Source organism: Lewinella sp. JB7 (assembly GCF_024297185.1).
Classification (GTDB): domain Bacteria; phylum Bacteroidota; class Bacteroidia; order Chitinophagales; family Saprospiraceae; genus Neolewinella.
The window spans coordinates 123669-148392 of the sequence record NZ_JANCTD010000009.1; the positions used below are offsets into that span (position 1 = coordinate 123669).

20 protein-coding genes are annotated in these 24724 nt (G+C 59.6%); 13 read left to right on the top strand and 7 right to left on the bottom strand.

What is annotated here, in order from left to right; all coding sequences use genetic code 11:
* Positions 1-253: 253 nt before the first annotated feature.
* Entirely contained in the window at positions 254-1474 is a 1221-nt protein-coding gene (locus NMA52_RS15880) for an HD domain-containing protein (RefSeq protein WP_254828686.1), read from the bottom strand.
* A gap of 165 nt (positions 1475-1639) precedes the next feature.
* Here NMA52_RS15880 and trkA point away from each other — a divergent pair, with 165 nt between their 5' ends.
* Complete coding sequence (trkA, locus tag NMA52_RS15885) at positions 1640-2980, top strand: Trk system potassium transporter TrkA (protein ID WP_254828687.1); 1341 nt, start codon at positions 1640-1642, stop codon at positions 2978-2980.
* A gap of 13 nt (positions 2981-2993) precedes the next feature.
* Positions 2994-4469: a TrkH family potassium uptake protein gene (locus NMA52_RS15890; protein ID WP_371930982.1), complete on the top strand. Its 1476-nt coding sequence runs from the start codon at positions 2994-2996 to the stop codon at positions 4467-4469.
* Here NMA52_RS15890 and NMA52_RS15895 read toward each other — a convergent pair.
* Complete coding sequence (locus NMA52_RS15895; protein WP_254828689.1) at positions 4466-4921, bottom strand: hypothetical protein; 456 nt, start codon at positions 4919-4921, stop codon at positions 4466-4468. The two genes, NMA52_RS15890 and NMA52_RS15895, sit on opposite strands and share 4 nt — an antisense overlap.
* A 38-nt stretch (positions 4922-4959) precedes the next feature.
* Between NMA52_RS15895 and NMA52_RS15900 the strand changes: the two genes are divergently transcribed.
* Positions 4960-6210, top strand: coding sequence for a pitrilysin family protein (locus tag NMA52_RS15900; RefSeq protein WP_254828690.1), 1251 nt, complete (start codon positions 4960-4962; stop codon positions 6208-6210).
* Here NMA52_RS15900 and NMA52_RS15905 read toward each other — a convergent pair.
* Positions 6188-8860 carry a choice-of-anchor L domain-containing protein gene (locus NMA52_RS15905; protein ID WP_254828691.1) on the bottom strand — a complete coding sequence of 891 codons (2673 nt, stop codon included), beginning with the start codon at positions 8858-8860 and terminating at the stop codon, positions 6188-6190. The two genes, NMA52_RS15900 and NMA52_RS15905, sit on opposite strands and share 23 nt — an antisense overlap.
* A gap of 231 nt (positions 8861-9091) precedes the next feature.
* On the opposite strand from NMA52_RS15905, the gene NMA52_RS15910 reads away from it, so the two are divergent.
* A complete protein-coding gene (locus tag NMA52_RS15910) occupies positions 9092-9394 on the top strand; it encodes a hypothetical protein (protein ID WP_254828692.1) in 303 nt (100 codons plus the stop codon).
* Between the two features lie 3 nt (positions 9395-9397).
* Here the strand turns inward: NMA52_RS15910 and NMA52_RS15915 are convergent, their stop codons facing one another.
* From NMA52_RS15915 to NMA52_RS15925, 3 genes are read right to left on the bottom strand one after another with little or no spacing between them, the layout of a single operon-like run.
* Entirely contained in the window at positions 9398-10102 is a 705-nt protein-coding gene (locus NMA52_RS15915; RefSeq protein ID WP_254828693.1) for a response regulator transcription factor, read from the bottom strand.
* Positions 10099-11400: a sensor histidine kinase KdpD gene (locus tag NMA52_RS15920; protein WP_254828694.1), complete on the bottom strand. Its 1302-nt coding sequence runs from the start codon at positions 11398-11400 to the stop codon at positions 10099-10101. Before NMA52_RS15920 ends, NMA52_RS15915 begins: the two co-directional genes overlap by 4 nt.
* Positions 11401-11436: 36 nt before the next feature.
* Entirely contained in the window at positions 11437-12429 is a 993-nt protein-coding gene (locus NMA52_RS15925) for a PmoA family protein (RefSeq protein ID WP_254828695.1), read from the bottom strand.
* 37 nt (positions 12430-12466) lie between these two features.
* Between NMA52_RS15925 and NMA52_RS15930 the strand changes: the two genes are divergently transcribed.
* The 9 genes from NMA52_RS15930 to NMA52_RS15970 all read left to right on the top strand — a co-directional run bounded on the left by NMA52_RS15930 (position 12467) and on the right by NMA52_RS15970 (position 20152).
* Positions 12467-12817 (top strand): rhodanese-like domain-containing protein, encoded by a 351-nt coding sequence (locus NMA52_RS15930; RefSeq protein WP_254828696.1) that lies wholly within the window; start codon positions 12467-12469, stop codon positions 12815-12817.
* A complete protein-coding gene (locus NMA52_RS15935) occupies positions 12814-13203 on the top strand; it encodes a rhodanese-like domain-containing protein (protein WP_254828697.1) in 390 nt (129 codons plus the stop codon). Before NMA52_RS15930 ends, NMA52_RS15935 begins: the two co-directional genes overlap by 4 nt.
* A gap of 48 nt (positions 13204-13251) precedes the next feature.
* Positions 13252-13776 carry a DUF421 domain-containing protein gene (locus NMA52_RS15940; RefSeq protein ID WP_254828698.1) on the top strand — a complete coding sequence of 175 codons (525 nt, stop codon included), beginning with the start codon at positions 13252-13254 and terminating at the stop codon, positions 13774-13776.
* Between the two features lie 16 nt (positions 13777-13792).
* Positions 13793-14998 carry a hypothetical protein gene (locus tag NMA52_RS15945; protein WP_254828699.1) on the top strand — a complete coding sequence of 402 codons (1206 nt, stop codon included), beginning with the start codon at positions 13793-13795 and terminating at the stop codon, positions 14996-14998.
* 178 nt (positions 14999-15176) lie between these two features.
* The gene (locus tag NMA52_RS15950; protein ID WP_254828700.1) at positions 15177-15890 is read left to right on the top strand and encodes an FCD domain-containing protein; all 714 of its coding nucleotides are present in this window, start codon (positions 15177-15179) and stop codon (positions 15888-15890) included.
* A gap of 108 nt (positions 15891-15998) precedes the next feature.
* Complete coding sequence (locus tag NMA52_RS15955; RefSeq protein ID WP_254828701.1) at positions 15999-16763, top strand: SDR family NAD(P)-dependent oxidoreductase; 765 nt, start codon at positions 15999-16001, stop codon at positions 16761-16763.
* Positions 16764-16958: 195 nt separating this feature from the next.
* Complete coding sequence (dnaB, locus tag NMA52_RS15960; RefSeq protein WP_254828702.1) at positions 16959-18515, top strand: replicative DNA helicase; 1557 nt, start codon at positions 16959-16961, stop codon at positions 18513-18515.
* A gap of 87 nt (positions 18516-18602) precedes the next feature.
* A complete protein-coding gene (locus NMA52_RS15965) occupies positions 18603-19451 on the top strand; it encodes a hypothetical protein (RefSeq protein WP_254828703.1) in 849 nt (282 codons plus the stop codon).
* A gap of 23 nt (positions 19452-19474) precedes the next feature.
* Positions 19475-20152 carry a Crp/Fnr family transcriptional regulator gene (locus NMA52_RS15970; RefSeq protein WP_254828704.1) on the top strand — a complete coding sequence of 226 codons (678 nt, stop codon included), beginning with the start codon at positions 19475-19477 and terminating at the stop codon, positions 20150-20152.
* Here NMA52_RS15970 and NMA52_RS15975 read toward each other — a convergent pair whose 3' ends face one another.
* Complete coding sequence (locus NMA52_RS15975; protein ID WP_254828705.1) at positions 20153-24556, bottom strand: gliding motility-associated C-terminal domain-containing protein; 4404 nt, start codon at positions 24554-24556, stop codon at positions 20153-20155.
* Between the last annotated feature and the right edge of the window lie 168 nt (positions 24557-24724).

The following is a 24724-nucleotide window of genomic DNA, read 5'->3' on the forward strand; positions in this document are numbered from 1 at the left end:
TGTAGCGACGGCTTGAGCCGTCCCGCTATCCCCCCACCCCGATCCTCCACCAAACGGATACGCCGTGTATCGACGGCTTGAGCCGTCCCGCTATCCCCCCACCCCCGATCCTCCACCCAAGAAATATGCCGTGTAGCGACGGCTTGAGCCGTCCTGCTATCCCCCTGTGCCGTCCCCCTATCCCTACCACCCCCCCGTGCCCCCCGGAACCCTTGCCGTCTCGGACCAGAGGCCGCTCGACCTGACAACGGACCTAAGAGACCTCCTTCGGGTAGCACAAAAAATACTTCGTAAACACCCGGGGCGTAATACCAAAATCACTAACACTGGACATAGGTACGACATCGCCATTTTTAGTACAGACCATAATCTCTTCCTTGGTCAGGGTGTAGGCACTGTTAGTTTCCTTGCCCTGAATGATCAAGTGAGCAGCGGCCTGGCGGGGCACCAGACTACTGCGGGCAAGTGCCTGGCGAATGGTGTCCACGTATTCCGGATCGAAGGGTTCGTTAGCAAACTCCAGTCGGAATAGTCGCCGGTTGACCAAACCGTAGCTCAGGTACGACAGCAACGGATCGGGATGTTGCTGCCAGGCCTTCACCGCGGTACTGATGTCGGTGTCGTCCAGGGCGGCGAAGCAGTCCAGCAGATCGTTCCGCCGCTGGTGAAAATCGTCGCGGGTGATCCGGTGGTTCAGAAAGTAGGTGAGGGAAGGGGGTGCCCAGGGTGCCCGACCGGTATCGGCAAGTTCCCGGGCCCGTTGCAGGATCAGGCGCAACATCTGCTCGGCGGCCACGACGGTTTTATGGAGGTATACCTGCCAGTACATGATGCGCCGACTGGTGAGAAAGCGCTCTACGCTGTAAATGCCCTTCTGCTCCACCACGAGCCGGTCGTTGACGACGTTCAGCATTTTAATGATGCGGTCGTACCCGATCACCCCCTCGGCCACTCCCGTGAAGTAACTGTCGCGGTTGAGGTAGTCCAGGCGGTCCATGTCCAGTTGTCCGCTCACCAGCTGATGAAGGAAGTGTTTTTTATACTTTCCGGTAAAGACGCGGATGGCCAGGTCCAGGCGGCCGTTGAACTCGTCGTTCAGGCGCTGCATAAAGAGCAAACTCAGCTCTTCGTGATGAACGTCGATGAGGGTTTTCTCCAGGGTATGGGAAAAAGGACCGTGCCCGATATCGTGGAGCAGAATGGCGATCATGACCGCCTCCGCCTCCCGCTTATTGATCTTGACCCCCTTTCCCTTCAGGCTCGCGACCGCCTGCTGCATCAGGTGCAGGGCCCCTAGCGCGTGGTGAAACCGGGTGTGCAGCGCCCCGGGATACACGTAGTGCGTCAGGCTTACTTGCTTGACGTTGCGGAGCCGCTGGAAGTAGGGGTGCTCCACCAGATCAAACAGAATGCCGTAAGGGATACTGATGAACCCGTACACGGGGTCGTTAAGGATCTTTTGCTTTTTCTCCATCGTGGCGTACTTCCTAACCTGCGTTCGCCCATTACGTTCAGCAAGCCGGAGGATTCCGGTAACGGATGACCTAAACGCTTGCCCCCGGTGTTCTCCCTTTGCGGCTCCGCACCGAATGTGCGGTATTATGACGAACTTTGCGGCCGCAAACCCCTATCTCAAACGATGAACATAGTAATCGCCGGAGCCGGTGACGTCGGCTTCCACCTCGCCGAGTTGTTGGCCACGGAGAACCAGAACATCGTACTGATCGACAACGACCAGGAAGTACTCGACTACGCGGGTTCCCACCTGGACGTGCTCACCGTACGGGGCGACGCCACCAGCCTCTCCACGCTCGAAACCGCCCGGGCGGGTACCGCCGACCTGCTGCTGGCCGTCACCACCAGCGAACAAACCAACATGATGGCCGCCATCCTGTCCAAAAAGATGGGCGCGGGGCGCGTGATCGCACGGGTCGACAACGAGGAGTACCTGGAATGCAACAACGAACAAACGATCTGCTCGCTGGGCATCGACCAACTCATCAGTCCGCGTCAATTAGCAGCCGTGGAGATCGAGCGACTAGTGAAGAAGTGCTCCTTTACGGACATCTACGAATTCGAAGACGGCAAGCTCTCCCTGGTCGGTATCACCCTGGATTCCAATTCTCCCCTCGTAGGCCGCCAACTCGGGGAAATCGAAGGGCTCAACGACCGAAAGGAATTGCAGTTGATCGCCATCCTGCGGGGCCACCAAACCCTCATCCCGCGGGGACATACCGAACTGCGCCGCAACGACCACATCTACTTTATCACCCGGCCGGAACACACCAAACTGGTGGAGCGCTTCGTCGGGAAGAAGGCGGTGAAGGTGACCAACGCCATGATCATGGGCGGCACCGACCTCGCCATCGCCACCGCCCGACGACTGCAACACGACTACAGCGTCACCATCGTGGAAAAGGATAAGAATCGCTGCAAGCTCATCACCACGATGCTGGATAATGTCCTCGTCGTCAAGGGAGACTACACCAACTTCGACCTGTTGGAAGAGGAAGGGCTATCGAAGATGGATGCCTTCATGGCCCTCACCGAGAACAGCGAAACCAACATCATCGCCTGCCTCACCGCCCACAATCACGGGGTGTATAAGACCATCGCCCAGGTGGAAAACAAGGAGTACATCCACATCAGCCAGAACATCGGCGTAGATACCCTCATCAACAAAAAGCTGCTGGCGGCCAACAACATCTTCCGCTACATCCGTAAGGGAAACGTGGAGGCGGTGACGAGCCTTCAGGGCGTGGATGCCGAGGTGATCGAATACGTCATTACCAAAAGCAACCAGCTCACCCGCAAGACGCTTAAGGAGCTGCATTTTCCGGATACCGCCCTCATCGGGGGTATTATCCGGGGCGACGAAACCATCATCCCCAACGGATCCTCCCAACTGCAGATCGGAGACCGGGTAATCGTCTTCGCCAAACCCCAGGCTATCCGACGCCTCGAACAACTGTTCCGCTGATTTTATGCACCGACTGATCAATTTCTGGCCCATTGCCCGGGTGATCAGCGTACTGCTCCTGATCATCGGCCTGCTGATGTGGACCGGTATTCCCTTCAGTGCGTACTACGGAGAAAGCGTACTGCCGCTGGCCTATGCCGGTCTGACCACCGTGGCCGCGGCCGGCCTGCTGTGGTTAATCACCCAGCGTACCCGGCGCGACGATTCCCTGCCCCGCCCCGCCGACGCGACCATCCGCAAACGGGAAGGTTACCTCATCGTAGCACTGAGCTGGATGGCCATGGTATCCTTCGGCATGCTGCCCTATCTGTACAGCGGAATGCTCCCCGACGTGACCGACGCCCTCTTCGAAACGGTGTCGGGCATGACTACCACCGGAGCCTCGGTGCTGACCGACATCGAGGTGCAACCGCGCGGTCTGCTGTACTGGCGCAGCCTCACCCAGTGGATCGGCGGGATGGGCATCATCGTACTCACCGTGGCCATCTTCCCCCTGCTCGGCATCGGCGGCATTGAACTCTTCGCCGCCGAAGCACCGGGACCGACCTCCGATAAATTACACCCCCGCATCAGCGAAACGGCCAAGCGGCTGTGGTTCATTTACGTCGGACTGACGGTCGCCGAAGGAATCGTGCTGTGGGTGGCAGGAATGAGCCCCTACGAAGCCGTCAACCACGCCCTCACCACGATGGCCACGGGGGGCTTCAGTACCCGCAACGCAAGCGCCGCGGCCTTCTCCCCGCTGATTCAGTACATCATCGTAATATTCATGTTCCTGGCCGGCGTAAACTATACGGTCCTCTACCTGAGCCTGAAGCGGCGGTGGACGGACGTGTGGCAGAGTGACGAGCTCAAGGCTTACATCAGTCTGGTAGTGGTCCTCACCTTATTCTTCACCGCTCGCATTTGCTACCTGAAGGAGCTTCCTCTGGAACAGAGTTTCCGGGACAGCGTCTTTCAGGTAGTAAGCCTGATCACTACCACCGGCTTCGTATCGGCCGATTACACGAGTTGGGCACCCAGCCTCACGATGATCTGCTTCGTTTTGCTGTTCCTGGGGGCCTGCGCGGGATCTACCTCGGGGGGCATTAAAATCATCCGCAATTTAGTGTTCTTCAAGAACAGCTACCTGGAGTTCAAACGGATCGTGCACCCCCAGGCCATCATTCCCCTGCGCCTCAACGGGCAGGTGGTGCCGGGGCGGGTGATTACGCACATCTTCAATTTTTTACTGCTTTACCTGATCCTGTTCGTGGTCGGCTCCGTAGTGCTGAGTATGCTGGGCCTGGATTTCGTTACGGCCATCGGAGCCATGGCGACCAGCCTGGGAAATGTCGGACCGGGTATCGGAGAGGTAGGCCCGGTCAACAATTTTGCGTGGCTATCCGCCCCGGTGAAGCTGTTCCTCAGTTTCGTTATGATCGTCGGTCGCCTGGAAATCTTCACCGTACTGGTCCTCTTCACGCCCTATTTCTGGCGGCTAAATTAATTGGCGGCCAGCCAGGCTCGCCGTAGCATACGGCAGGAGCGCTCACTGTCCTCATCGTCAACCGCCCACGGCATACGCGCAATGGCGGTTTCGAGCGCATGGGTCAGGGCGGGGTCGCTGGTCCGACGGCAGTTGACCGTAGTGTTCGTCCGGGAGCGGTAGTAGCTGAGCCGAAAACCCGCGCTTTCCCCCGCCGCTTCGGTACAGGTATCAGCAATGCCGACAACCGGAAGCAGCGCAAAGCTTCCGACCGGATAGCTAAGGTGATGACGGGGGTACTGCCGGTGGGTGAGGGAGCCGCTTCCGTCACCGTGGATCCGGAGCCGCCAACCGTCATTCCCCCGGATTTCGGCGTAATCCAGGGGAGGGAAGCCGGGACCGACGACGACCGGACCGCAGCCCGCAAACAGGAAAATCAGGAGCGGACCAATGAGCAGTGGAGTCGCGGGCATAGCAACTATACGGATGCACCAGGGTTTGCTTTTGGCGTATGATCCAATTCGAAAACTATACCCTCGACAACGGGCTTACGGTACTTCTGCACCACGATGAACAGCGGACGGTCGTCACCGTCAACGTGCTGTACAAGGTCGGGAGCCGCAACGATCCACCCCACCGAACGGGCTTCGCTCACCTGTTCGAACACCTCATGTTTGCCGGATCGGAAAGCGTGCCGAACTTCGACGACGCCCTGCAACTGGCCGGCGGCGAAAACAACGCCGTTACCAGCAGCGATTACACGCTTTACTACGACGTACTCCCGGCCGAAAACCTGGAAACCGCCCTCTGGCTCGAGAGCGACCGCATGCGTAAACTGCGGTTCAGCGAGCGGTCGCTGGAAAACGAAAAGCGGGTGGTCGTGGAAGAATTCCGGGAAACCTGTCTCGAACAACCCTACGGCGATCTCTACCACCACTTCAACGCCCTCATCTACCGCAGCCACCCCTACCGCTGGCCGGTCATCGGCCAGGATATCAGTCACATACAGGGAGCGACGCTGGCCGAAGTGAAGGACTTCTATTACCGCTATTACCGCCCCGACAACGCCATCTTGTGTATCGCCGGCAATTATGATCCGACTACGATCCGCGAGCGTATTGCCCACTGGTTCGGTCGTATACCGGCCGCCGCCGTGCCGGATCGTCCGCGCATCGACCCCGAGCCGGATCAGGAAGAACTACGGCACCTTACGGTACGGGCTGATGTGCCCAGTCCGGTCATCTACCTGCACTACCGCACGGTGGATCGCCTGCACCCCGACTTTCCGGCCACCGACGTCCTCAGTTTCCTACTGGGTGGGGGCCGGTCTTCCCTGCTTTACCGGCGACTGGTGCGGGATACGGAGTTATTTGCGGAGGTAAGCGCCGGTATCAACGACAATTTAGAGGCGGGGGGCATCATCGTGGAAGCACGGCCCAGTGAAGACGTAGACTACGCCACCGCACGGGAGGCTCTCTTCGCTGCGGTCGGGGAAATGGTCACTCAGGGCATCAGTCAGTCGGAACTCGATAAGGTGATCAATCAACTGGAACAGCGTAATCACTACCGGGAGGCCAACATCAGTAGCCGCGCCAACGAACTTGTGTTTTATGCCCTGCTCGGCGAGCCCGAGTTGATCAATACGGAGATGGATCGCTACCTCTCCCTTACGGTCGAAGAGATCAATCGGATAGCCCGTACCTACCTCACCGCCGCCCGCCGCGCGGAACTGGAGTACCTCACTCTGCCACCAGAAGTGTAGTCCCCGCCTTCCGCTCGATCGCGCCGTTGTAGAGTCTTATTTCCGCCGACCATAAATACGTGCCGGTGTTGGCCGGCCGACCACCCAGGTGCCCGTCCCAGCCCCGTTGCGCTGAGTTGGGGGCAAAGTCGGTGTCGGACCAGACCACTTCCCCCCAGCGGGTGTACACGTGGAAACTGACGACCCGCTCTACCAGGCCGGCATTCGCGAAGATTGCTACGTAATCGTTGTTTCCGTCGCCGTTGGGACTAAAGGCATTGGGCACGAAGAAGGGGGTGCGACCGTCAACCGCGACGTAGTTCGTCAACGTATCGGTGCACCCGTAAATGTCCTGAATGATGAGATCGATGTCCTGGGTGTAGGGAGCGGTCAGCGTAGTGTTCGGACAGGTAGGACAGTCGAACAACTCGGCCGGCTCCCAGCGGTACGAGAATATCTGATTGACGGGAACACGGTAATCCAGCCGAATATCGACGCTGCCGCCGGCTTCCTGGGGGAAAAAGGCGGGCAGGGAAATAAAGCGTGGGGCCGCCTTCGGAAAAAAGAACTCGGGCTGTAGGATCTCACAGCCGGCTGCATCCCGAATTCGCAGGGGGTAGTAATTCCCCGGCGTAAGGGTATTCCAGAAATCTTCGCCCTGATAGTTAATACCGTCTACGCTGTAATCGTAGGGTGGAATGCCGCCGCTGGCGTTGAGCGCCAGGGGGGGGCGACGTAACTGGTGGCAGGCAATAGCGATGGGCTGGATGGATTCCGGGTCACGAATCTCCACGACCGCCGTGTCCGAGCACCCGAGGGCATCCGTGACCTGGATGCGGTAATTTCCCGCATCGAGGTCCGTAAATTCCAGTCCGCCCGCGGCCGCGCTGTCCAAGCGGTAAGTGTAGGGCTCCACGGTCGGAAGATGGGTCGCGGAGATGGTCCCGTCGATGCTACCGGCGCAGGTAGGATCGGTGTAGGCAATATTCAGCGCGGGACGGTAGAAATCTACCCGCAGCCTGTCGTTGGTGGTTACGCCGCACGCCCGATCCTCCAGGGCTACAATGTGGTAGTTGCCGCTGCGGGTAACGGGCCAGCTCACGCGGCCGGCAGCGGGGAGGTTCACGGTCTGCGGAGGACCGGCATCGATGCGGTAAGTAAGTCGATAGGGACCGACGCCGGTAAGGTCGGCGACGATTTGTTGCTCTTCTCCCCAGCAGGCCGTAAGGTCCTGGGCAGGAAAGCTTACCGTGGGCGGGTCGCTGGAGCGGGTCGCGGCCCGGCGAGACCGGGATTCGCCACAGGCATCCGTAATCCGTACGGAAATGGTGTCGGGAAGGGATTCCGTGACGACGGGTTCGGCTTCGGTGCTGCCGAAGCTCCACTGGTAGGAATAGGGCGGGACCCCCCCGTCAATCTCCACCGACAGGGTAGACCCGTTATCCGGGCAGTAGTAAAAGACGTCGTCGAAGCCTACTTCCAGCGGGGCGGCTTCGCGGACCAGGATTCGCACCGAATCCGTGTAGCAAGCACAAGGAACGTCCAGAATCAACCACGCTTCTTCCTGACCTTCCTGCAGCGTATCCGTAAGGGCCCTGATGGGAACCTCGGCGTAGTACTGCCCGGCCGGAATAGTGACGGTCCCGCTACCGGCGGTGAAGTCGGCCGTGTCCGTGGCGACGGAGTTGTCGCTGAGGCGGTAAGTGATCGTTTGGTCACGATCGAGTTGGCTGTCCGGCCCCCGGGTAACGCGCATGGTGGCGGGGGTGCAACCTTCGTATACGACGATCGGTTCGTCCCGTCCTTCTTCACTTTCCAGACTGACGCTGGATCCCAGATTGAAGCTGCCGGCTTCGAGGAACACGGCGGAGTCGAGATTGCTGTCGTTGATGTCGGCGACCAACAGGCGAATGTGGTAGGTAGCACACGGTTGCACGCGTATCGTGGCCGTGAGGATAACCGTCTGGCCGTCGTACTCGATCGACTGGAAGCGCGGACCGGTTTCCATGCTCCCACCGCAGTTGGCTTCCTGCTTGGTAGAGGAGAATTCGTTGTCGAGATAGTACTGCTTGTTGTTGCGGAAGTTGACGTTGTTGATCGACACCGGTTGGCGGGTACCGGGAACAATGGCTACGTTGACGGCACTGTCCGAGTACGGGCCCGCGAAGCCCGGTCCGCTGATGAAAAAGCCGAAAATGTCGTTGAACTTAGCTCCCGCGAACTCGCAGTACTCCTCCGAAGCAAAGACATAACGGAAGGAGATCACCGGTTCGAGGGGAACGAAATCGAATTCAATGCCGCTACGGTCGTACACGTCCCCGCTGGAGACCCGGCTGATGTCGGGATCTGGGGTCAGGCCGCTCAGTTCGGTACCGGTATTGGTACGTTTATTGGGACCAATGGCGTTCTTTACCTTTCCGGTAGACAGGATAATGCCGCGGCTGAAGCCGACGATATCCTCCGAACCCGTAAAGTAGCCGATGCCATCCGGATTGGTGCCGATCTGTTTGACGTTGAAAATGGTTTCGCACCGATCGGTGGCAAATACTTCCTTTACCAGGCGCTCGGCGTCATAGCTGGGATCAACCTCCAGGGGGGACGTACCGGTCTGCCCGACCACTAGCGAGGTCGACCAGCACAGGAGGCAGGCGAGGAAAATTCTGAAAACCATTAAGTCCGGTTAGCTAGTCATTAGGGCGAATGGGTAATAGGTGCCGCTAATACAAGTCTGCTGGGAAAACCAGCCCGGGAGCAAACGTATTGTGTGTTTTACATTTCGGGCCGCTAAATTAACGGTGGGTGGGCGCGGCGACGAAACCCTGGGTGTACGAATACAACCCCCACCACCCCCCGGGTGTTTGTAAGCTTCCCCCCAACTTTGGCGGCCAGCCGTCTTTCGCTCATGTTCGTACTTCTCCTCACCATCGTCATTGCCCTCTTCCTGGCGATGCTGTTCGTCAACCTATACTTCCGTGCCCGGGTACTGCGGGCCTATCGCATTCTGGTACGGAGCGAGGTGGATTTCACGGCTACGCAGATCCTGAACCGTCGCAGAATGGAGGAAGAAGTGGTGACGGCATACCCCCGGCAGGCGGAGGCGATCCGCGATTTCGGCAATTACCTGCGGCGGAGCATCCGTATGGCCACGGTGCTGTTGCTGCTCATCACCCTGTTCGGCGGTCTGCTGATGTGGTACGGCCGGTAACGGTCAGTCGGAAGCTACGGTCAGCGAAAAGCCGACGCCGTGAATGTTCTCTATCCTGATCCGGGGGTCCCGACTGAGGTACTTGCGCAACCGGCTGACGAATACGTCCAGGCTGCGGCCGAGGAAGTAGTCGTCTTCCCCCCATATCCTCTCCAGAATTTTTCCACGCTCGAGCACCTTATCGCGATTACGGTTGAGCAGCTGAAGGAGTTCGGCCTCCCGCCGCGTCAGTCGCCGGGGCTCGTCGTCGGCGTACGTCAGCCGCAGTTGGGCGGGGTCGAAGCGAAAGGCCCCGATCTGACCGGGATCGAAGGCGGGGGCGGCGGGCCGGACCCGGTTGCGCCGCAGGAAGACCTCGATTTTCAGGATCAGTTCCTCGATACTGAAGGGCTTGGTAATGTAATCGTCGGCCCCGATGCGCAGCCCGTGTAGGCGGTCCTCCTTCAGGCTCTTGGCGGTCAGAAAGAGAATAGGAATATTCTGGTCCCGCTCGCGAATCCGGCGGGCGAGTTCGTAACCGTCCACGCCGGGCAGCATCACGTCGAGTAGGCAAAGGTCGACGTCCAGCTGGCCGGACTCGATAAGGGCGGCGGCGGCGTGACCGGAGTCTACGTGCAGGACCGAAAATCCGTTGAGCTCCAGATTGTCGCGGGTGACGAAGCCGAGGCTGTCGTCGTCCTCGACGTACAGTAATTTCGCTTTACTCATGCGGGGACGGCTTGGGGGTGGGGGGATAGCGGCAAGCGCAGGTGCAAGGTAGTTCCCCGGCCCGGTGTACTCTCTACCCGAATACTCCACCGGTGCGCCCGACAGATCTGGCTCACGTAGTACAGCCCGAGCCCGAAACCCCGGACGTCGTGTACGTCGCCCGTCGGTACCCGGTAAAACTTCTCGAACAACCGTCGTTGGTGTTCGGGAGCGATTCCCGGACCGTCGTCGCTGACCGCCAGGTGAAGGTGATGGCGGGCGATCCGGCCCACGACGGCAATGTGGGGGGTATGCCCGCCGTACTTGATGGCGTTGTCGAGCAGGTTGTGCAGAATATTGGTCAGGTGCAGGGGGTCGGCGAATAAGGGTATGGGGCGGTCCGGCAGGTGCCAGGTAAGGCGGCCGCTGCGCTCCTCGGTACGGGCCCGGGCGCTGCTGAGTAGGGGGGGCAGTAACTCCTGCAGGTCGATGAACTCGCGCTGTACGTCAAAGCCGCCCCGTTCGATCCGGGCGATCTGCAGTACTTTCTCCACCTGCTCGTGGAGTCGCTCGTACTGATCGTGGATCAACCGGGCGTAGCGCGCAAGGCGGGCGTCGCGCGCAACGTAGGGATCGCGGGCGAAGACGTCGGCCGCGATCCGGATGGTCGACAGCGGCGTCTTGAACTCGTGAGTCATGTTGTCGATAAATTCCTTCTGCAAGCCCGCCAGCCGGCGCTGCCTTAGGATCACGATCATGGAGTAGATGAAGAACACCACCGTCAGGATGAGAATGACCGACAGGAACACCACCAACTGCATCTTCTGCCAGATGTACCCGACACGGGTCGGAAATTTAACGCCGAAGTAGTACAAAAGGCCCTCGTCCGGGGGAAGGTTGCCCCCGGCTGCCGGAACGTCGTCGGGTAGCTGAGGGGCATCGGCGTAGCAGTAGCCGCCGTAGGCCATTTCGTTGGTGGAGCAGTCGAAAATCGCGTATTCGAAGTCAATGTCCAGGTTGAGACGCTGCAGTTCCTGTTGCATCAGATATTCGAGCCGCTGGGCGTCGATCTCACTCTCCGTGTTAACAATGAAGTAGTTACTGCTGCGCTGGCGGACAATGTCGCGCTTCGGCAGGTCGGCCTTATTCTCGGCGGCCAACTGCCGGGCCACGCCGTAGAGGGCCAACTGGGCCTTCTGGCTGAACTCCGTGTCGTTGAGGTTCCAGGTGGTGGCCACCCAGTACGTCTGCATACCCACGATGCCGATGATAGCCACTACGCCAAGCGCGATCACCCGCCTTATCACGTGCTTATCCATAGTATTAAAAACGTAGGTACGGCGGGCCGTGGTACCCTAGTCCGGTACCGGGGCGGCGGCGGCGGGATACCGCGACCAGCCGTACCGGTCCAGCTTAGCGTTCGCGGCCTCGCCGTCAAAAACGACGAAACGGTAACGGGAAACGTAGGTGCCCCCCGGCGGGATGAAGAAACCCTCCTCCGCCACCGGCGTTACGGAAAAGTAGGGCATTTCGGGGTGCACCCGGACGAACTGCGGCGACCGGAAGTTGTCCGGGTGGGGAAAGACGGCTACCCCCGCCGTCCCGTCCTCCTCACTACCGTCCAGGGGGCCGAAGATGGCCGTCCATTCGGGACGGGTGTGATTAGCCGTGCTGCGCTCGCGCCCCTCACTGGTGAGAAAACGCGCGGGCGCCCGGTACATAAGGGAGTCGGCCTCGTTCCACTCCGCGCTGCCCCGTACGCCGAGGCCGCCGTAGGTGTACTTTTCCAGGAACAGCGTATCGTCGGTCACGTTGGTTTGCTCGCTGCGCAGGTCCCATACGTAAGGGGAGGTGCTGCCGTATACCCGCACCCGCCAGTCTTCCTGAAGGATGGGGCCGTACTTCATGCTGATCTGCTGAAGGCGCGACCGGAAACCGACCACGCCGGCCGAATCGATGATCTCGAGTACCTCGAGGTGCTTTGCCGTACCCGTTCGATCTTGCTGGTTCCAGAAGTCGATGTCCTCCCCCCGGAAGCGGGTACTCGTCCAGGCCATGAAGATCCCGTGCTGGTGGGAGTGACCGACGGGAAAGGCATCCGTGATGAGGCGCCCGGCCGGGCTGTAGACCGGATCGATGAAGCCACTGCGCCGGTAGTAAGCCGGCAGCGTATCGCCTTCGTCGGGTTCCTCGAGTTGCTCCGCGAGCTGGTAACTCAGAATCGGTCGACCCTGCACGCTGATGCGAATTTCCGTATCCCCCACCAGCACCCGGGGCCCCGCCGGTTCCCGCTGACACGCCGCCGTAAGCAGGATCGATCCGAAACCCAACCATTTCACTATCCTCATCCGTTATCTTTGCTCCTGACCCTAAAGTACGATCGCGATGCAAGATAGCCCACCCTCCTGTCCAATTCCCCGCTGGCAATTGCTAAAACAGGAACTTCGTAACGTCGATTCGCGGGAATTCGATCGCCTCCGCGCCGCGGCGGCCCCCGGCACGGTGCTTGACGTGCGCAATGAACAGGAATTCGCGGGCCATCACCTGGAGGGCGCGGTCAATCTGAACTACCTGGGCCCCGATTTTCTCGAACAACTGGACCGCCTCGATCCGGAACAGACCTACCTCGTGTACTGCCGCAGCGGTCGCCGCAGCGTCAGAGCCTGTACCCTTATGCGTAACGCCGGCATTACCAAACTGATCCACCTCGACGGTGGGATAAACGCCTACGAATGATCACCCGATTACTCTGCACCCTGCCCTTACTGATGGTACTGGTGGACGCCTGTGGTCAGGCCGACACGGCTCCCGCGTCCCCGCCCCCCTACGAAAACGTTTCGGTGGAACAATTCCGCACGCTGATGGACGGGGAGGATGTCGTGGTTCTGGACGTTCGCACCCCCGGTGAAGTGAGCCAGGGTAAGATCGACGGAGCTACGGAGCTGGACTTCCGCGACCCCGATTTTCGGCAACGGCTCGAAGCACTCGACAAGGACCGGACCTACCTCATATACTGTGCCGTCGGGGGCCGTAGCAGTCAGACCTGCGAAATGATGTCGGAAGCGGGTTTTGCGCGACTGTACAACCTCGAGGGGGGATATACCGCCTGGAAGGGACAGTAAACGAAACATCGGTCCGCCATTACCTGCTTTAGTAAGAAAGCAAATTCTATGGAAGACTGGCTCAACGCATCCTGGCCCCTGCTGCTGGAAACGGTCGCCTCCGTATTCTTCATCTTTACCGCCATCGTAATTCTGGTACGCATCTCCGGACTGCGCACCTTTGCCAAAATGTCGAGCTTCGACTTCGCTTCGACCATCGCCATCGGGTCGATCCTGGCGTCGGTAGTAATGAGCAGCGAAACATCCCTGGTGAAGGGGGTGGTGGCTTTGGGTACGATCATGCTGTTTCAGCAGATCTTCGCGGGCCTGAAGATTCGCTGGGACACCTTCCAACAGATCTCCGAAAACAGCCCTACCCTGCTGATGGACGGCACGACCTTCCTGCAGGACAACATGAAAAAAACCGGCGTGAGCCGTTCCGACATCATTGCCAAATTGCGGGAGGCCAACGTGATCCGGCTCGCACAGGTCAAGGCGGTCGTGCTGGAAACTACCGGCGACATCTCCGTGCTACACCAGGAAGAGGGCGGCGGAGAACTGGAAGACTTGCTACTCGAGGGCGTGATGCGGTAGTTGCTACCTTCGCCCCATGGCTGAATACCGCATCGAAGAAAACACCGACTGGGGGCCGTGGCACGGCGTACTGGACACCGTATACGGAAGTAATCCGCAGTATGTCTACCCCCTGCGCAGCGACATTGAGGGCATTCTGAGTAAAAAGAATGCGGCACACTCCGGCGACAACCTGCGGCGGTGGGTCATGACGGACGGCAAACGACCGGTGGGCCGCATCGCTGCCTTCGTCGACACCGAGCGCAACAAGCAACTGGATCTGCCCAGTGGGGGCATCGGATTTTTCGAATCGATCGAGGACGCCGCGGTGGCCCGTGAATTGCTGACGACCGCCGAGGACTGGTTGCGGAGCCGCGGCATGCAGGTCGTTGACGGGCCGATCAATTTCGGGGAGCGCGACAAATTCTGGGGGTTGCTGGTGCGTGGCTGGTACCGGCCCATTTATCAGGAAACGTACAACCCGCCCTACTACCGGGCATTTTTCGAGGACAACGGCTACCGGCCCCACGAACAGTGCCTGACCATGCGCGGCATCGTCTCCGAATTCCCCGGGGAGCGGCTCGGTAAACTGGCCGCCCGGGTGCGCGAACGCTACGGCCTGTACACCAAGCAGATCGACCGTAAAAACTTGAAGCAAGGGGCCGAGGATTTCGCGCAAGCCTACAATGCCGCCTTCAATCACTGGCCCTACTTCAAACCACTGACGGGCGATGACATCTACCCCACCTTTCAGCAGATGAAGCCCATTATGGACCCTCACCTTACCTGTATTGCTTACAATAAGGAGGGACGCCCCATCGGTCTGGCGGGCCTGATTCCCGACATCAACTGCTTCCTGGACGGTGTAAACGGTAAACTGGATCTGTTCGGCCTACCCAAATTCCTCTACCGACTGAAGTTTCAGAAGCAACCCCGCAACTGTAAGGGCATTGCTTTCGGCATCGCGCAGGACTACCAGCGGCAGGGCGTGTACCCCCTCATGGTCGACGCCATGTTTCAGAGCGGCAACCGCCACACCAGCCGTACGTACCGCTACGTCGATATGGCCACCATCCGCGGCCATAACAAACTAATGGTGGATACCTGCCGTCAGATGAATACCGATATCCACCGCGTGCACCTAGCTTACCGAAAGGGCCTGACACCCGGTGCTCACTGGGAACCCTTCGAGATGATGGACGTGAGCCAGGTACCTCCGGGCGACTACGGTGCGAAGGAATAGGGGCGGGAACGCAGGAGCGGACAGGTCCAAGAGTGCCACACAATTAAGTTAATCGGCTAAAAAGTTGAAATACCGCCCTCGGACCCATATATTTGGTGCGTCAAACTGGTGCACCACTTTGTTGTACCAGTTCAGTATCATGCTCCCTCCCAGTACCCCCGTTCCGAAAAGTGCTTTTGTGAAGTTCGATCTGCCCGTAGAAACTGAAAATCAGGAGCTTCAGAACCAATTGATCGCCCGTATCCGGGACTGGATCAACTACAAAAATCTGGAGCCCGGCGATAAGCTGCCCTCCGAGCGGGTACTGTCCGAGAAGTTTGGCGTCAGCAGAAGGAGTATTCGGCAGGCTATCCAAAAACTGGAATCCTACGATCTGCTGGTATCGATTCCCCAGTCCGGAACGTTCGTCGCCAACATCGGGCAAATTGCCCTGAACGGTATGGTCGACGATATTCTGCGGTTGAAGGGGCATGACTTCGCTTCCCTCGTCGAAACGAGGATATTGCTGGAACTGAGAACCGTCGAGTTAGCGGCCGGTCGCCGCACCGCTGACGATTTGGAACTCATCGAAGCCGCCCTGAACAGTTACAGGACAAAGATCCTTAACCGGGAGGATGCGCTCCAGGAAAACCTGCTGTTCCATCTGGCGATCGCGCGGGCCAGCGGCAACACGACCATGCACGCGCTGATGTTACAGATCACGCCCAAGATCATTTCCGTTTTCGAGGCCAACCGGGTTTGCGAGTACGACGAATCCATCCTGGAGCTTCGTCGGCACGAAGCCATACTGGAAGCGATCAGAGGTAAGGACGCGGCCCGTGCCGTCGAGTGCATGGAAGTCCACTTCGAAAGACTCATCCAGTTTTGTACGGACGGTGGGGTGGATCGATAACCGAGCAATCATACAGTACCGTACCGTACTGTTCACCTCCCGCCGGCGGTATTCCCGGTCGGCAACGGGATAATATCACTTAAACAAATCACATAAAAATTGAAGTCTATGAGTAATGCAGGAGAAAGAGTAGCCGTAATCACCGGAGCAACGGGCGGCATCGGATTCGCGGTGGCCCGGCGGCTGGGAAAGGACGGATATACCGTGGTACTGAACGGTATCGAGGATGAGAAGGGAGCTCAGCGCATCGAAGAACTACAGGCGGAAGGCATCAAAGCGGAATACTTCGGGTTCGACGTCACGAAGGAAGAAGCGGTCACGGAGAACATCACCAAGATCGGGGAGAAGTACGGAAGAATCGATGTCCTCGTTAACAATGCGGGCGGGCTCGGCGGCAGATCCCGCTTCGAGGACATGACCACCGAATTCTACCGCTTCGTCATGGCACTTAACCTGGACTCCGTGTTCTTCGCCTCCCGGGCGGCCATTCCCTTCCTCAAAAAGGGAGAGAATGCCTCGATCATCAACTACACTTCCAACGCCGCGTGGAACGCCGGAGGACCCGGAGCCGGTATCTACGGTACTTCCAAGGCGGGCGTCCAGACGATCACGCGGGCGCTGGCGAAGGATCTGGCCGAATACGGCATCCGCGTTAACGCCGTATCCCCCGGAACCATCGATACGCCCTTCCACCAGCAGATCAAGTCGACCAAACCGGAAGTCTTCGCCTCCTGGGCGAATAACATCATGCTCGGCCGACTGGGCAAACCGGAGGACGTCGCGGGCGTCGTCTCCTTTCTGGCCAGTAAGGACGCCGGATTCCTGACCGCGGAAACCATCCAGGTGGGAGGCGGCCAGGCACTGGGAATCTAAGTTTTACGAACGCAGAAAACGTTTCGGCACTGCGTACGGTAAGCCCCCGGGCTCAACGTGCGTGGTGCCGAGAAACGTAGCGGACCGGCGGTAGGACGCGGGCGCAAACTATTTTGGATTATCCACAGCTATTATTGCTTTTCCACATCCTTTTCCACAACAAATTGTTAGAAAAGGGACTACCTTTACGGGCAGATGGCGAAGGATAAAAAAATGGAACGGCGGAACTACAACGGCAACGGCAGCACGGCCGCGGCGTACAGTAATCGGAATCGGCTGGAGGAGGCGAATCTGCCGGCATACAGCAAGCTTCCCCCCCAGGCACCCGATCTGGAGGAGGCGATTTTGTCCGCCATCCTCATCGAACGGGAGGCCATGACGAAGGTGCTCGACATCATCTCGGCCGACTCTTTCTACAAGCCCGCTCACCAGGCGATCTACCGCAGTATGCGCCGTCTCTTCGAGCGCAGCCAGCCCATTGATCTTCTCATGGTCATGGAGGATCTGCGTAAACACGAGGAACTCGAAGTGATCGGGGGGGCCTCCTACCTGGCCCAGCTCACCAGTAAGGTGACGAGCTCGGCCAACATCGAATACCACGCGCGGATCGTGACGGAGAAGTTCATTCAGCGCGAACTGATCCGCACCAGTACCGAAGTGATTCGCGACGCTTATGAGGACAGCACCGACGTGCTCGATCTTCTGGATAAGGCCGGCAACTTCGTCTTCGAGATTACCGAGCGGAACATGGGCAAGCAGGTCGCCGACATGGGTACCCTGGCCAACCAGCTCATGGATCAGCTTACGATGCTGCGCGAGAAGGAGGACGGGCTCACCGGTATCCCCACCGGCTTCACCGAACTCGATCGCCTCACCTCCGGCCTCCAGTCGTCGGACCTCATCATCGTCGCGGCCCGCCCCGCCATGGGAAAGACCAGTTTCGTCCTCTCCATGGCCCGCAATGCCGCGGCCGAGTACGGACACGGCGTGGCCATCTTCAGCCTGGAGATGAGCGCCGCCCAGCTCGCCGGCCGGATCTTCAGCCAGGACGCCGAGGTCAACGGGCAGAAGATGCGTAACGGAAAGTTCGACGACGGGGAGTGGACCCGCCTCGTCGAGGCCATGAACCGCATCGGCGAGGCTCCCATCTACATCGACGATACGGCCGGCATCAACGTCTTCGAACTGCGCGCCAAGTGCCGCCGCCTGAAGCTCGAGAAGGGCATCAGCATGGTCATCATCGACTACCTCCAGCTCATGTCGGGAACCGGCGAGGCCAACAAGGGCGGCAACCGCGAACAGGAAGTATCGGCCATCAGCCGCGCCCTGAAGGGCCTGGCCAAGGAGCTGGAAGTGCCCGTCATCGCCCTGTCCCAGCTCAGCCGGGCGGTGGAGACCCGCGGCGGAGATAAACGCCCGCAGCTCAGTGACTTACGCGAATCGGGTTCAATCGAGCAGGACGCCGACATGGTCATGTTCCTTTACCGGCCGGAGTACTACAAGATCACCGAGGACGAACAGGGCAACAGCCTAGCCGGAATCGCCGAAATCATCGTCGGTAAGAACCGCCACGGAGAGGCTAAGGATATTCGCCTGCGTTTCGACAGTGACTTCGCCCGCTTCAGCGATCTCGACGACCCAGACTTCGACCTGCTGCCTTCGGGAGCCATTACTGGAGGGCAACCCCAACAACCCTACGGCGGCGGCACCCTGCCCAGTAAGATGAATACCGACGACGACATCCCCTTTTAGGCCACTTGTCCCCACCCCCCGTAGAGGAGGAGCGTTCGTTCTCCTGCACGGTTTGCTATATTACCGGGCCCAATCCGTCCCCCCGGTATGCAGACCTACGCTGACTTTGTCGATTTCATTACCACCCTGACCGTCGAGCAGACGCTCTGGTTGGCCATCATCGGACTACTACTGTTCACCATCGGTCTGTGCCTGGGTTGGCTCATTCAGCGACGCAAGACCAGCAAACTGCGGAAAGAGTTGGCGACCGCCCGCCGGGAAACGGAAACTTACCGCGAACGGGTATCGGCCACCGACGACGAGCAGAAGAAACTGGCCCGTGAACTCGTAAATCTCACGACCGAAAAGGATGACATCCTCGTCCACCTACGGGAAGTCCAGCACCGCAACGGAGCCCTTCAGAACGACCTGCAGCTCCTGCGCGCGACCAATGAGCAACTCAACGCTACCAACCAGAGCTACACGGCCACCATCGAGGATCTCAACGATCAGGTGATCGGGCTGCGGACCCGCAACGAGCAACTGCAGGGCGGGAACGCGGGAGCCGACCAACATTCCCTGGAGCAACGCTTACGGACACTCGAAGATAAGATCGCCCGGCTCGCCGAACCCCGGCCGGCAGCCACCCTGGCTCCCATCAATACCGGCGAGCCCACCCACCGGGTCCGGATCGGTCAGTCGCTGGCCGAAGTGGAAACACCAAAGCCCGTAGACTTCACCGAAGCACCGGGGCTCGACGCCGACGTTGCCTATGCCCTCCGCGATGCCGGTCTGAAGGGCTGGGCGGACCTCGCCGCCATGCCCGCAGAAGAAATCGGTGCAATTCTGCATCAGGCCCGTCTGGACGAGGTGAACTACGACGTCGCCGCCTGGAAGACCTACGCCGAGCGGATGATCACGTCCGGTCAACTATCGGTAGAGGATGTACGTCCTTGAAGGGACAAGCAGCCAAGTCCACCATGTCCGATTCTCAGCTCTGGTTCCTGGAGAACATCAACCTTCAGTTCGTTTTCTGCCCCAAAAAGGTCGAACGGGGCGATCTGAAAACGGTTGATCACCTCTCGTTCGCCGCCCATCAGTACGTGTACCTGCCCGAGGAACCCGCCCAAAAGATCTACCTCATCAACGGTGGTCGGATTAAGATTGGCACCTATGGCGAAGATGGCAAGGAAATCACGAAGGCCATACTCACGACCGGAGAGGTGTTCGGGGAAATGGCCCTGATCGGTCAGGAAAACCGACGGGATTTTGCCTACGCCCTCGAGGATACCGACCTCTGCGTGCTGGAAAAGGGCGACCTGCACAAGATGTTCCGCGAACGCGGTGAACTGCAGACCTACTTTCTTCAGCTCATCGGTAACCGTACCCTACGGCTGGAAAAGCGACTGGAAAATCTGATGTTCAAATCCAGCCGGACCCGCATCACCGATTTCCTTCGGGAACTGATCGATACCCGGGGACGCCAGGTAGGCTACGAGCACGAGGTCAGGAACATGCTTACCCATAAGGAGATCGCGGACCTGACGGGCACGAGTCGGCAGACCGTCAACAGCGTCCTCAACGAACTCCGCCGCGACAACGTCATCTCCTTCGATCGCAAGCGGATGCTCGTCCGCGATCTGGCTCGCTTGACTTAGTTAGCGAACCACCGCGATGTCACCCCGGTAAAGTAGGCGCACCCCGTCCAGAAAGAGCACTTCAACCGTATAAACGAAGACGCCGGGATCCACTCGCTTGCCGTCCGCCGCCATACCGTCCCAGAGGACGGTACCGTCGAGACAGTTAGCGGGAATGTTCGTCAACTCATGCACGAGCCCGCCCCAGCGGTTGAAGATGTTGAGCTGGGTAATGCCTACCACGCCCCGACAAGCGTAAATGCGGAAGTCGTCGTTGCGTCCATCCTGGTTCGGACTGAAGGCATTGGGGATGTAAATGTTACGGTTGGCATCTACCTCGACGTAAATGTCGGCTAGGGACTGGCAACCGTTCTGATTGGTGACGGTAAGGGTATAGTCACGACTCTGGAGCGGGAAAATGAAGGGATCGCGAATGGTATCGGAAGACAGGAAGTCCGCCGGTGTCCACTGGTAGGTATAGGTATCCGTCGCGGGACTGATGAGCGGCGTAAGCTGTCGCAGACTATCACCCAGTTCCACCGTGATCCGTTCCGGCAGGTCGATGACGATCTCCGGCGGCTGCTGGACGCTGAAGCTGTCCGTAGCGGTACAACCCACGGAGTCGAATACCGTAACGAGCACCTCGCCGGCGAAGGTGGTACCGGGCTGATCGGCCGGAAAGAGGAATCCGTCGTCGTTCAGGGTGAAGGTGAAGTCGCCGAGATCCGAGGACTGTCCGCCGAAGGCCGTGTCGATACTGATGGTCGTCGTCTCCCCGAAGCACAGCGGGGGCAGAATATCCTCCACGGTAAAGAAGATGGGGCTGGGCTCCAGAATCGTGTACTGGACGCTGTCTTGGCAGCCCTCCGTATCGGTAACGGTAACCCCGTAAGTGCCCGGGGCGAGATTGTTGGCTACCTCGTCGTCGTTGTCCGCGACGTTGGCCGACCAGCTGTACGGGTTATCGCCCAGCGGATTGTTGTTCGTACTGCTGAGGTATACGGCCAGCGTTCCGTCTTCGTCGCCGGCGCAGGTAACCCGGGGCGTGGTCAGCAGGGGATCGACTTCCAGCACCAGCGGGTCCGGCTGTCCCACCACCACCTGCAGAGTATCGGGCGAACAACCGTTAGCGTCCGTGATCACCAGGGGATAGATGCCCGCCTTCACGTCGGTGATGGCGTTGCCCGTTTCGGTCCGGTCTACCCAGTCGAAGGTGTACCCCGGCGTGCCTCCGCTTACGGATACCGTAGCGGCTCCGTTTGCCTGACCGTTACAACTGGCATCCTCGATCTGCTGGTCGAAGGTGAAGTTCTCCGGACTGCCGATGGTGTCGGTAAATACTTGCGGACAGTTGCCGTCGGTGACCGTCACGGAGATCGGGCCCCGGGTGAGGTTATTCAGCGTCGAGCTTGCCTGATTGCGGATCGTATCGCCCGTTGACCAGAAGAAGTCAAAAGTACCCGCCGTGCCGTCGGAAAGCCGCGCCGAGAAGGTGGCGCTACCGTCCGCGGTCGTTTCGTCCGGACAGCTCACGTCGTCAATGGCGAAGTCACCCGTGATGCCCACGGGGTCGTTGATGACGAAGGTGGTATCGAAGAAGGGCTGGCAGGCATTCGCGTCCGAAATGGTAACGCTGTAGGTGCCGGCGGTCAGGTTGTTGATGTTGTTGGTGCGGGTGGGGTTGCCGCTGCCGTTGTTGGACCAGAGGTAATTGTAGGTCCCGTCCGCGTTGGGGGTGCCGCCGCGGGGGGTAACGAAGATGCTGCCGTTGTTATCGCCCAGGCAGGTCGGGTCGATAACGGTAAATGATTCGAGTTCGACTAGTCCAGGGCTGGCTACTTCCCCAAAACCGTAAGATGTACACTCGTTGGATAGGGCGATCTCCACGACGTACGCGCCGACCGTGAGGTCCGCGCTGGTTGTTCGCCCGATGTCGACCTGCTCTCCGAGGGTGTTATCGGGATTGAGGCGGTACCAGGTGTAGCCGGTGATGGTGATCGAATCGCCGGGGGGCGGGGAGGCCACTACGGTGAGTTGACCGTCGCTGTCGCCGGGGCAGGAGACGAAGTCGGTCGCGATGGGTTGAATGATCGCCGTGGGGGGCGAGAAGATCTGGAAGCTGGATGTGTCCACGCAGCCGTTGGCGTCCGTCACGATGACAATGTAGTTCGTATCCGGCTGCAGGTCACCGATGTTGTTCAGGTTGCTGAGCGTCGTCGAGTCGAAGGTCATCGTTGTATCCGTGGGGGAGGGGATACTGTCGTTGACGAAGCGGAAAGTGTAGGGAGCGGTACCGCCGCTGACGTTCACCGTAGCCGTACCGGCCTGGTCCGGACAGCCTACGTCGGTGGTCGCGACCTCGTCGATTTCCAGCAGATCGGGCTCGCTGATCGTGACCCTTTCCTGCACTTCACAACCCTGGGGGTCGCTGTCGCGCAGTACGGCAATGTAGGTGCCGGGGGCCAGGTTCTCGAAGGACACCCGGGAAGCGTTACCGGGCGGGATGTTGGAGAAAGCACGGGCGGTAGTACCGTCTTCGTTCAGCAGCCCCGCACGGAAGGGGAGGGTCGCCGGTGAACCGGTGGCACTGCCGCCGACCGTAACGCGGCCGTCCGTGTCGCCGAAGCAACTGACGTTCGTGGAGTCCGTAGCGATCACGAGAATCTTAGCCGCCGCAACGGAGAAGGTCCGGGAGTTTGAGCAGCCATTGAAATCGGTAACGGTGATGCCGTAATCCCCGGGATTGAGGTTGGTGCGATTTGACTGAGGAGCCGATTCGGTGAAGCCGTCCGACCACGTGAAATTATAGTTGCCGTTGTCGCGCACGCCGCCCGATACCCGTACGCGAATCGCTCCGTCTTCCGATCCGCTACAGGTAGCGTCGCTCGTGGTCGTCTGACTCACGTCGATGAAGAGGGCGTTGGGCTGGTCCAGCGTGACGCTACTGCTGCGGGTACATCCGGAGGCGATGTCGGTTACGGTCACGGAATAGGGACCGTCGGAAAGATTATCAATCGTATCGGTATCGATCGCGCCCGTACTCCACTGGATCCGGTAGCCCTGATTGACGGGGTCGTCAACCGGAGCGGCGTTCTCCGAAATGGAAACTACCAGCACGCCGTTATCGTCGCCGTTGCAGAGCGGCCGTTGCACCACCTGAATCGATGCCCCGAAGGACACGCCCTCGACGACCTGCACCTCCCGGGTTACCGTTTCATTCAGGGCATCGGTAACGGTGACGTTGTAAAAGCCGGCCACCAGATCGGTGAAGATGGTTTCCTCTCCGTCGATCAGGATGGTCTGGGTGGGGCCCGTGGTTGCCGGGGGCGGAATGGTGCGCCGGTAAGTGACGGAATACGGCGCGACGCCTCCGGTGGCGGTGATCGTTATGCTACCGTCGTCCTCGCCGGGACAACTAACGCTGTCTACCACGGCGGTGAAGTCCAGTGAGGCGGTACCGGTGGTGACGCAGGCCGTGGAGTGATTGATGGTCATTCCCGCAAAGTCGCAGCTGACGCCGTCCGCGATGGTGATCTCGTAATCGCCCGGCGTCGGTACCGTATAGTTCACCTGATCGCCGTGACGGTAGGCACCGCTTGCCCGGTCCAGGGTGGCGGTTTGGTTGGTGGCGGTATTCCGTACGCTGATGGTGTAATCACCCGTTCCCCGCAGTTCGCTCACGCCGCCGCCGATCCGGAAACTTCCCGAACAGTCCGAGCCGCTCTGGGTGGCATTGCTGACCGATATAGCGTTTAGGAAGCCGACGGCGAAGGTCTGATCCACGTCGACTACGGTACACTGGGTGGGGTCGGTCCCCGTGGTGGTCCCCTCGAAGCGGAACTCCGAATTGCCGGGGTTTGCCGCGTCGTAGTCGAAAGAGTCGACCGTCATCGGCGCGAAGTACAGAACCACGGGGCCGCCGAAGAGCGTCGTGGTGCCGATGGTCCGGTTCCGCAGCGTGAGGTCATAATCCCGACCGAAGTAATCGACCGGTGGGGCAATGGCCAGATCTCCGTTGTAAGCCGCCGTTCCGAGATCGGGGTTACAGGGATCGTTGTTGATGTCGTCGGAGAAAGGGCCGGTAACGGTAGGCGGGCAGGTGTACACCCCGTATCCGACGCCGGGCTGGGTGGCGGGATTGGGATCGCCGCTCAGGTCCTCGCTGTTATCCACGTGGGTGATGCCGAGCTCGTCTTCCATACAGAGGAAGATGGTGTCGGGGCGGCTCGCGAAGGCCATGCTGCCTCCCGGCGCCACGCCCGCGAAACTGTTGCTGGTTACGTTGATGTTAGTAAAGCCGTCCAGGGTGCCCGGAACGCTGGTACACGCCGCTTTGGCGAAGCCGGCGGGCTTGGAGATCACGTTTCCCTGCGACAGGGGATACCACTCCACTTCCTGTGCGCGCAGGCCCACGGATCCGGTCAAAACGGCAAAAACGAAAACTAATACGCGTGTTACCAGGCAGTTAGGCATACATGTGTAGTTCATAAACACGGGAAAGCTTTCCCGCCCGGGACGCGCCCTGCGGGGATAACTCCGAACGAACGTTGCCACGGGGCATTTCATTGCTCCCGCGCACCCGCCCGAAGGATA

What these genes read in the sequence shown, in the direction of transcription:
- NMA52_RS15880 (WP_254828686.1), bottom strand. Translation starts at nt 1,474, where the DNA reads ATGGAGAAAAAGCAAAAGATCCTTAACGACCCCGTGTACGGGTTCATC.
- trkA (WP_254828687.1), top strand. Translation starts at nt 1,640, where the DNA reads ATGAACATAGTAATCGCCGGAGCCGGTGACGTCGGCTTCCACCTCGCC.
- NMA52_RS15895 (WP_254828689.1), bottom strand. Translation starts at nt 4,921, where the DNA reads ATGCCCGCGACTCCACTGCTCATTGGTCCGCTCCTGATTTTCCTGTTT.
- NMA52_RS15900 (WP_254828690.1), top strand. Translation starts at nt 4,960, where the DNA reads ATGATCCAATTCGAAAACTATACCCTCGACAACGGGCTTACGGTACTT.
- NMA52_RS15905 (WP_254828691.1), bottom strand. Translation starts at nt 8,860, where the DNA reads ATGGTTTTCAGAATTTTCCTCGCCTGCCTCCTGTGCTGGTCGACCTCG.
- NMA52_RS15910 (WP_254828692.1), top strand. Translation starts at nt 9,092, where the DNA reads ATGTTCGTACTTCTCCTCACCATCGTCATTGCCCTCTTCCTGGCGATG.
- NMA52_RS15915 (WP_254828693.1), bottom strand. Translation starts at nt 10,102, where the DNA reads ATGAGTAAAGCGAAATTACTGTACGTCGAGGACGACGACAGCCTCGGC.
- NMA52_RS15920 (WP_254828694.1), bottom strand. Translation starts at nt 11,400, where the DNA reads ATGGATAAGCACGTGATAAGGCGGGTGATCGCGCTTGGCGTAGTGGCT.
- NMA52_RS15925 (WP_254828695.1), bottom strand. Translation starts at nt 12,429, where the DNA reads ATGAGGATAGTGAAATGGTTGGGTTTCGGATCGATCCTGCTTACGGCG.
- NMA52_RS15930 (WP_254828696.1), top strand. Translation starts at nt 12,467, where the DNA reads ATGCAAGATAGCCCACCCTCCTGTCCAATTCCCCGCTGGCAATTGCTA.
- NMA52_RS15935 (WP_254828697.1), top strand. Translation starts at nt 12,814, where the DNA reads ATGATCACCCGATTACTCTGCACCCTGCCCTTACTGATGGTACTGGTG.
- NMA52_RS15940 (WP_254828698.1), top strand. Translation starts at nt 13,252, where the DNA reads ATGGAAGACTGGCTCAACGCATCCTGGCCCCTGCTGCTGGAAACGGTC.
- NMA52_RS15945 (WP_254828699.1), top strand. Translation starts at nt 13,793, where the DNA reads ATGGCTGAATACCGCATCGAAGAAAACACCGACTGGGGGCCGTGGCAC.
- NMA52_RS15955 (WP_254828701.1), top strand. Translation starts at nt 15,999, where the DNA reads ATGAGTAATGCAGGAGAAAGAGTAGCCGTAATCACCGGAGCAACGGGC.
- dnaB (WP_254828702.1), top strand. Translation starts at nt 16,959, where the DNA reads ATGGCGAAGGATAAAAAAATGGAACGGCGGAACTACAACGGCAACGGC.
- NMA52_RS15965 (WP_254828703.1), top strand. Translation starts at nt 18,603, where the DNA reads ATGCAGACCTACGCTGACTTTGTCGATTTCATTACCACCCTGACCGTC.
- NMA52_RS15970 (WP_254828704.1), top strand. Translation starts at nt 19,475, where the DNA reads ATGTCCGATTCTCAGCTCTGGTTCCTGGAGAACATCAACCTTCAGTTC.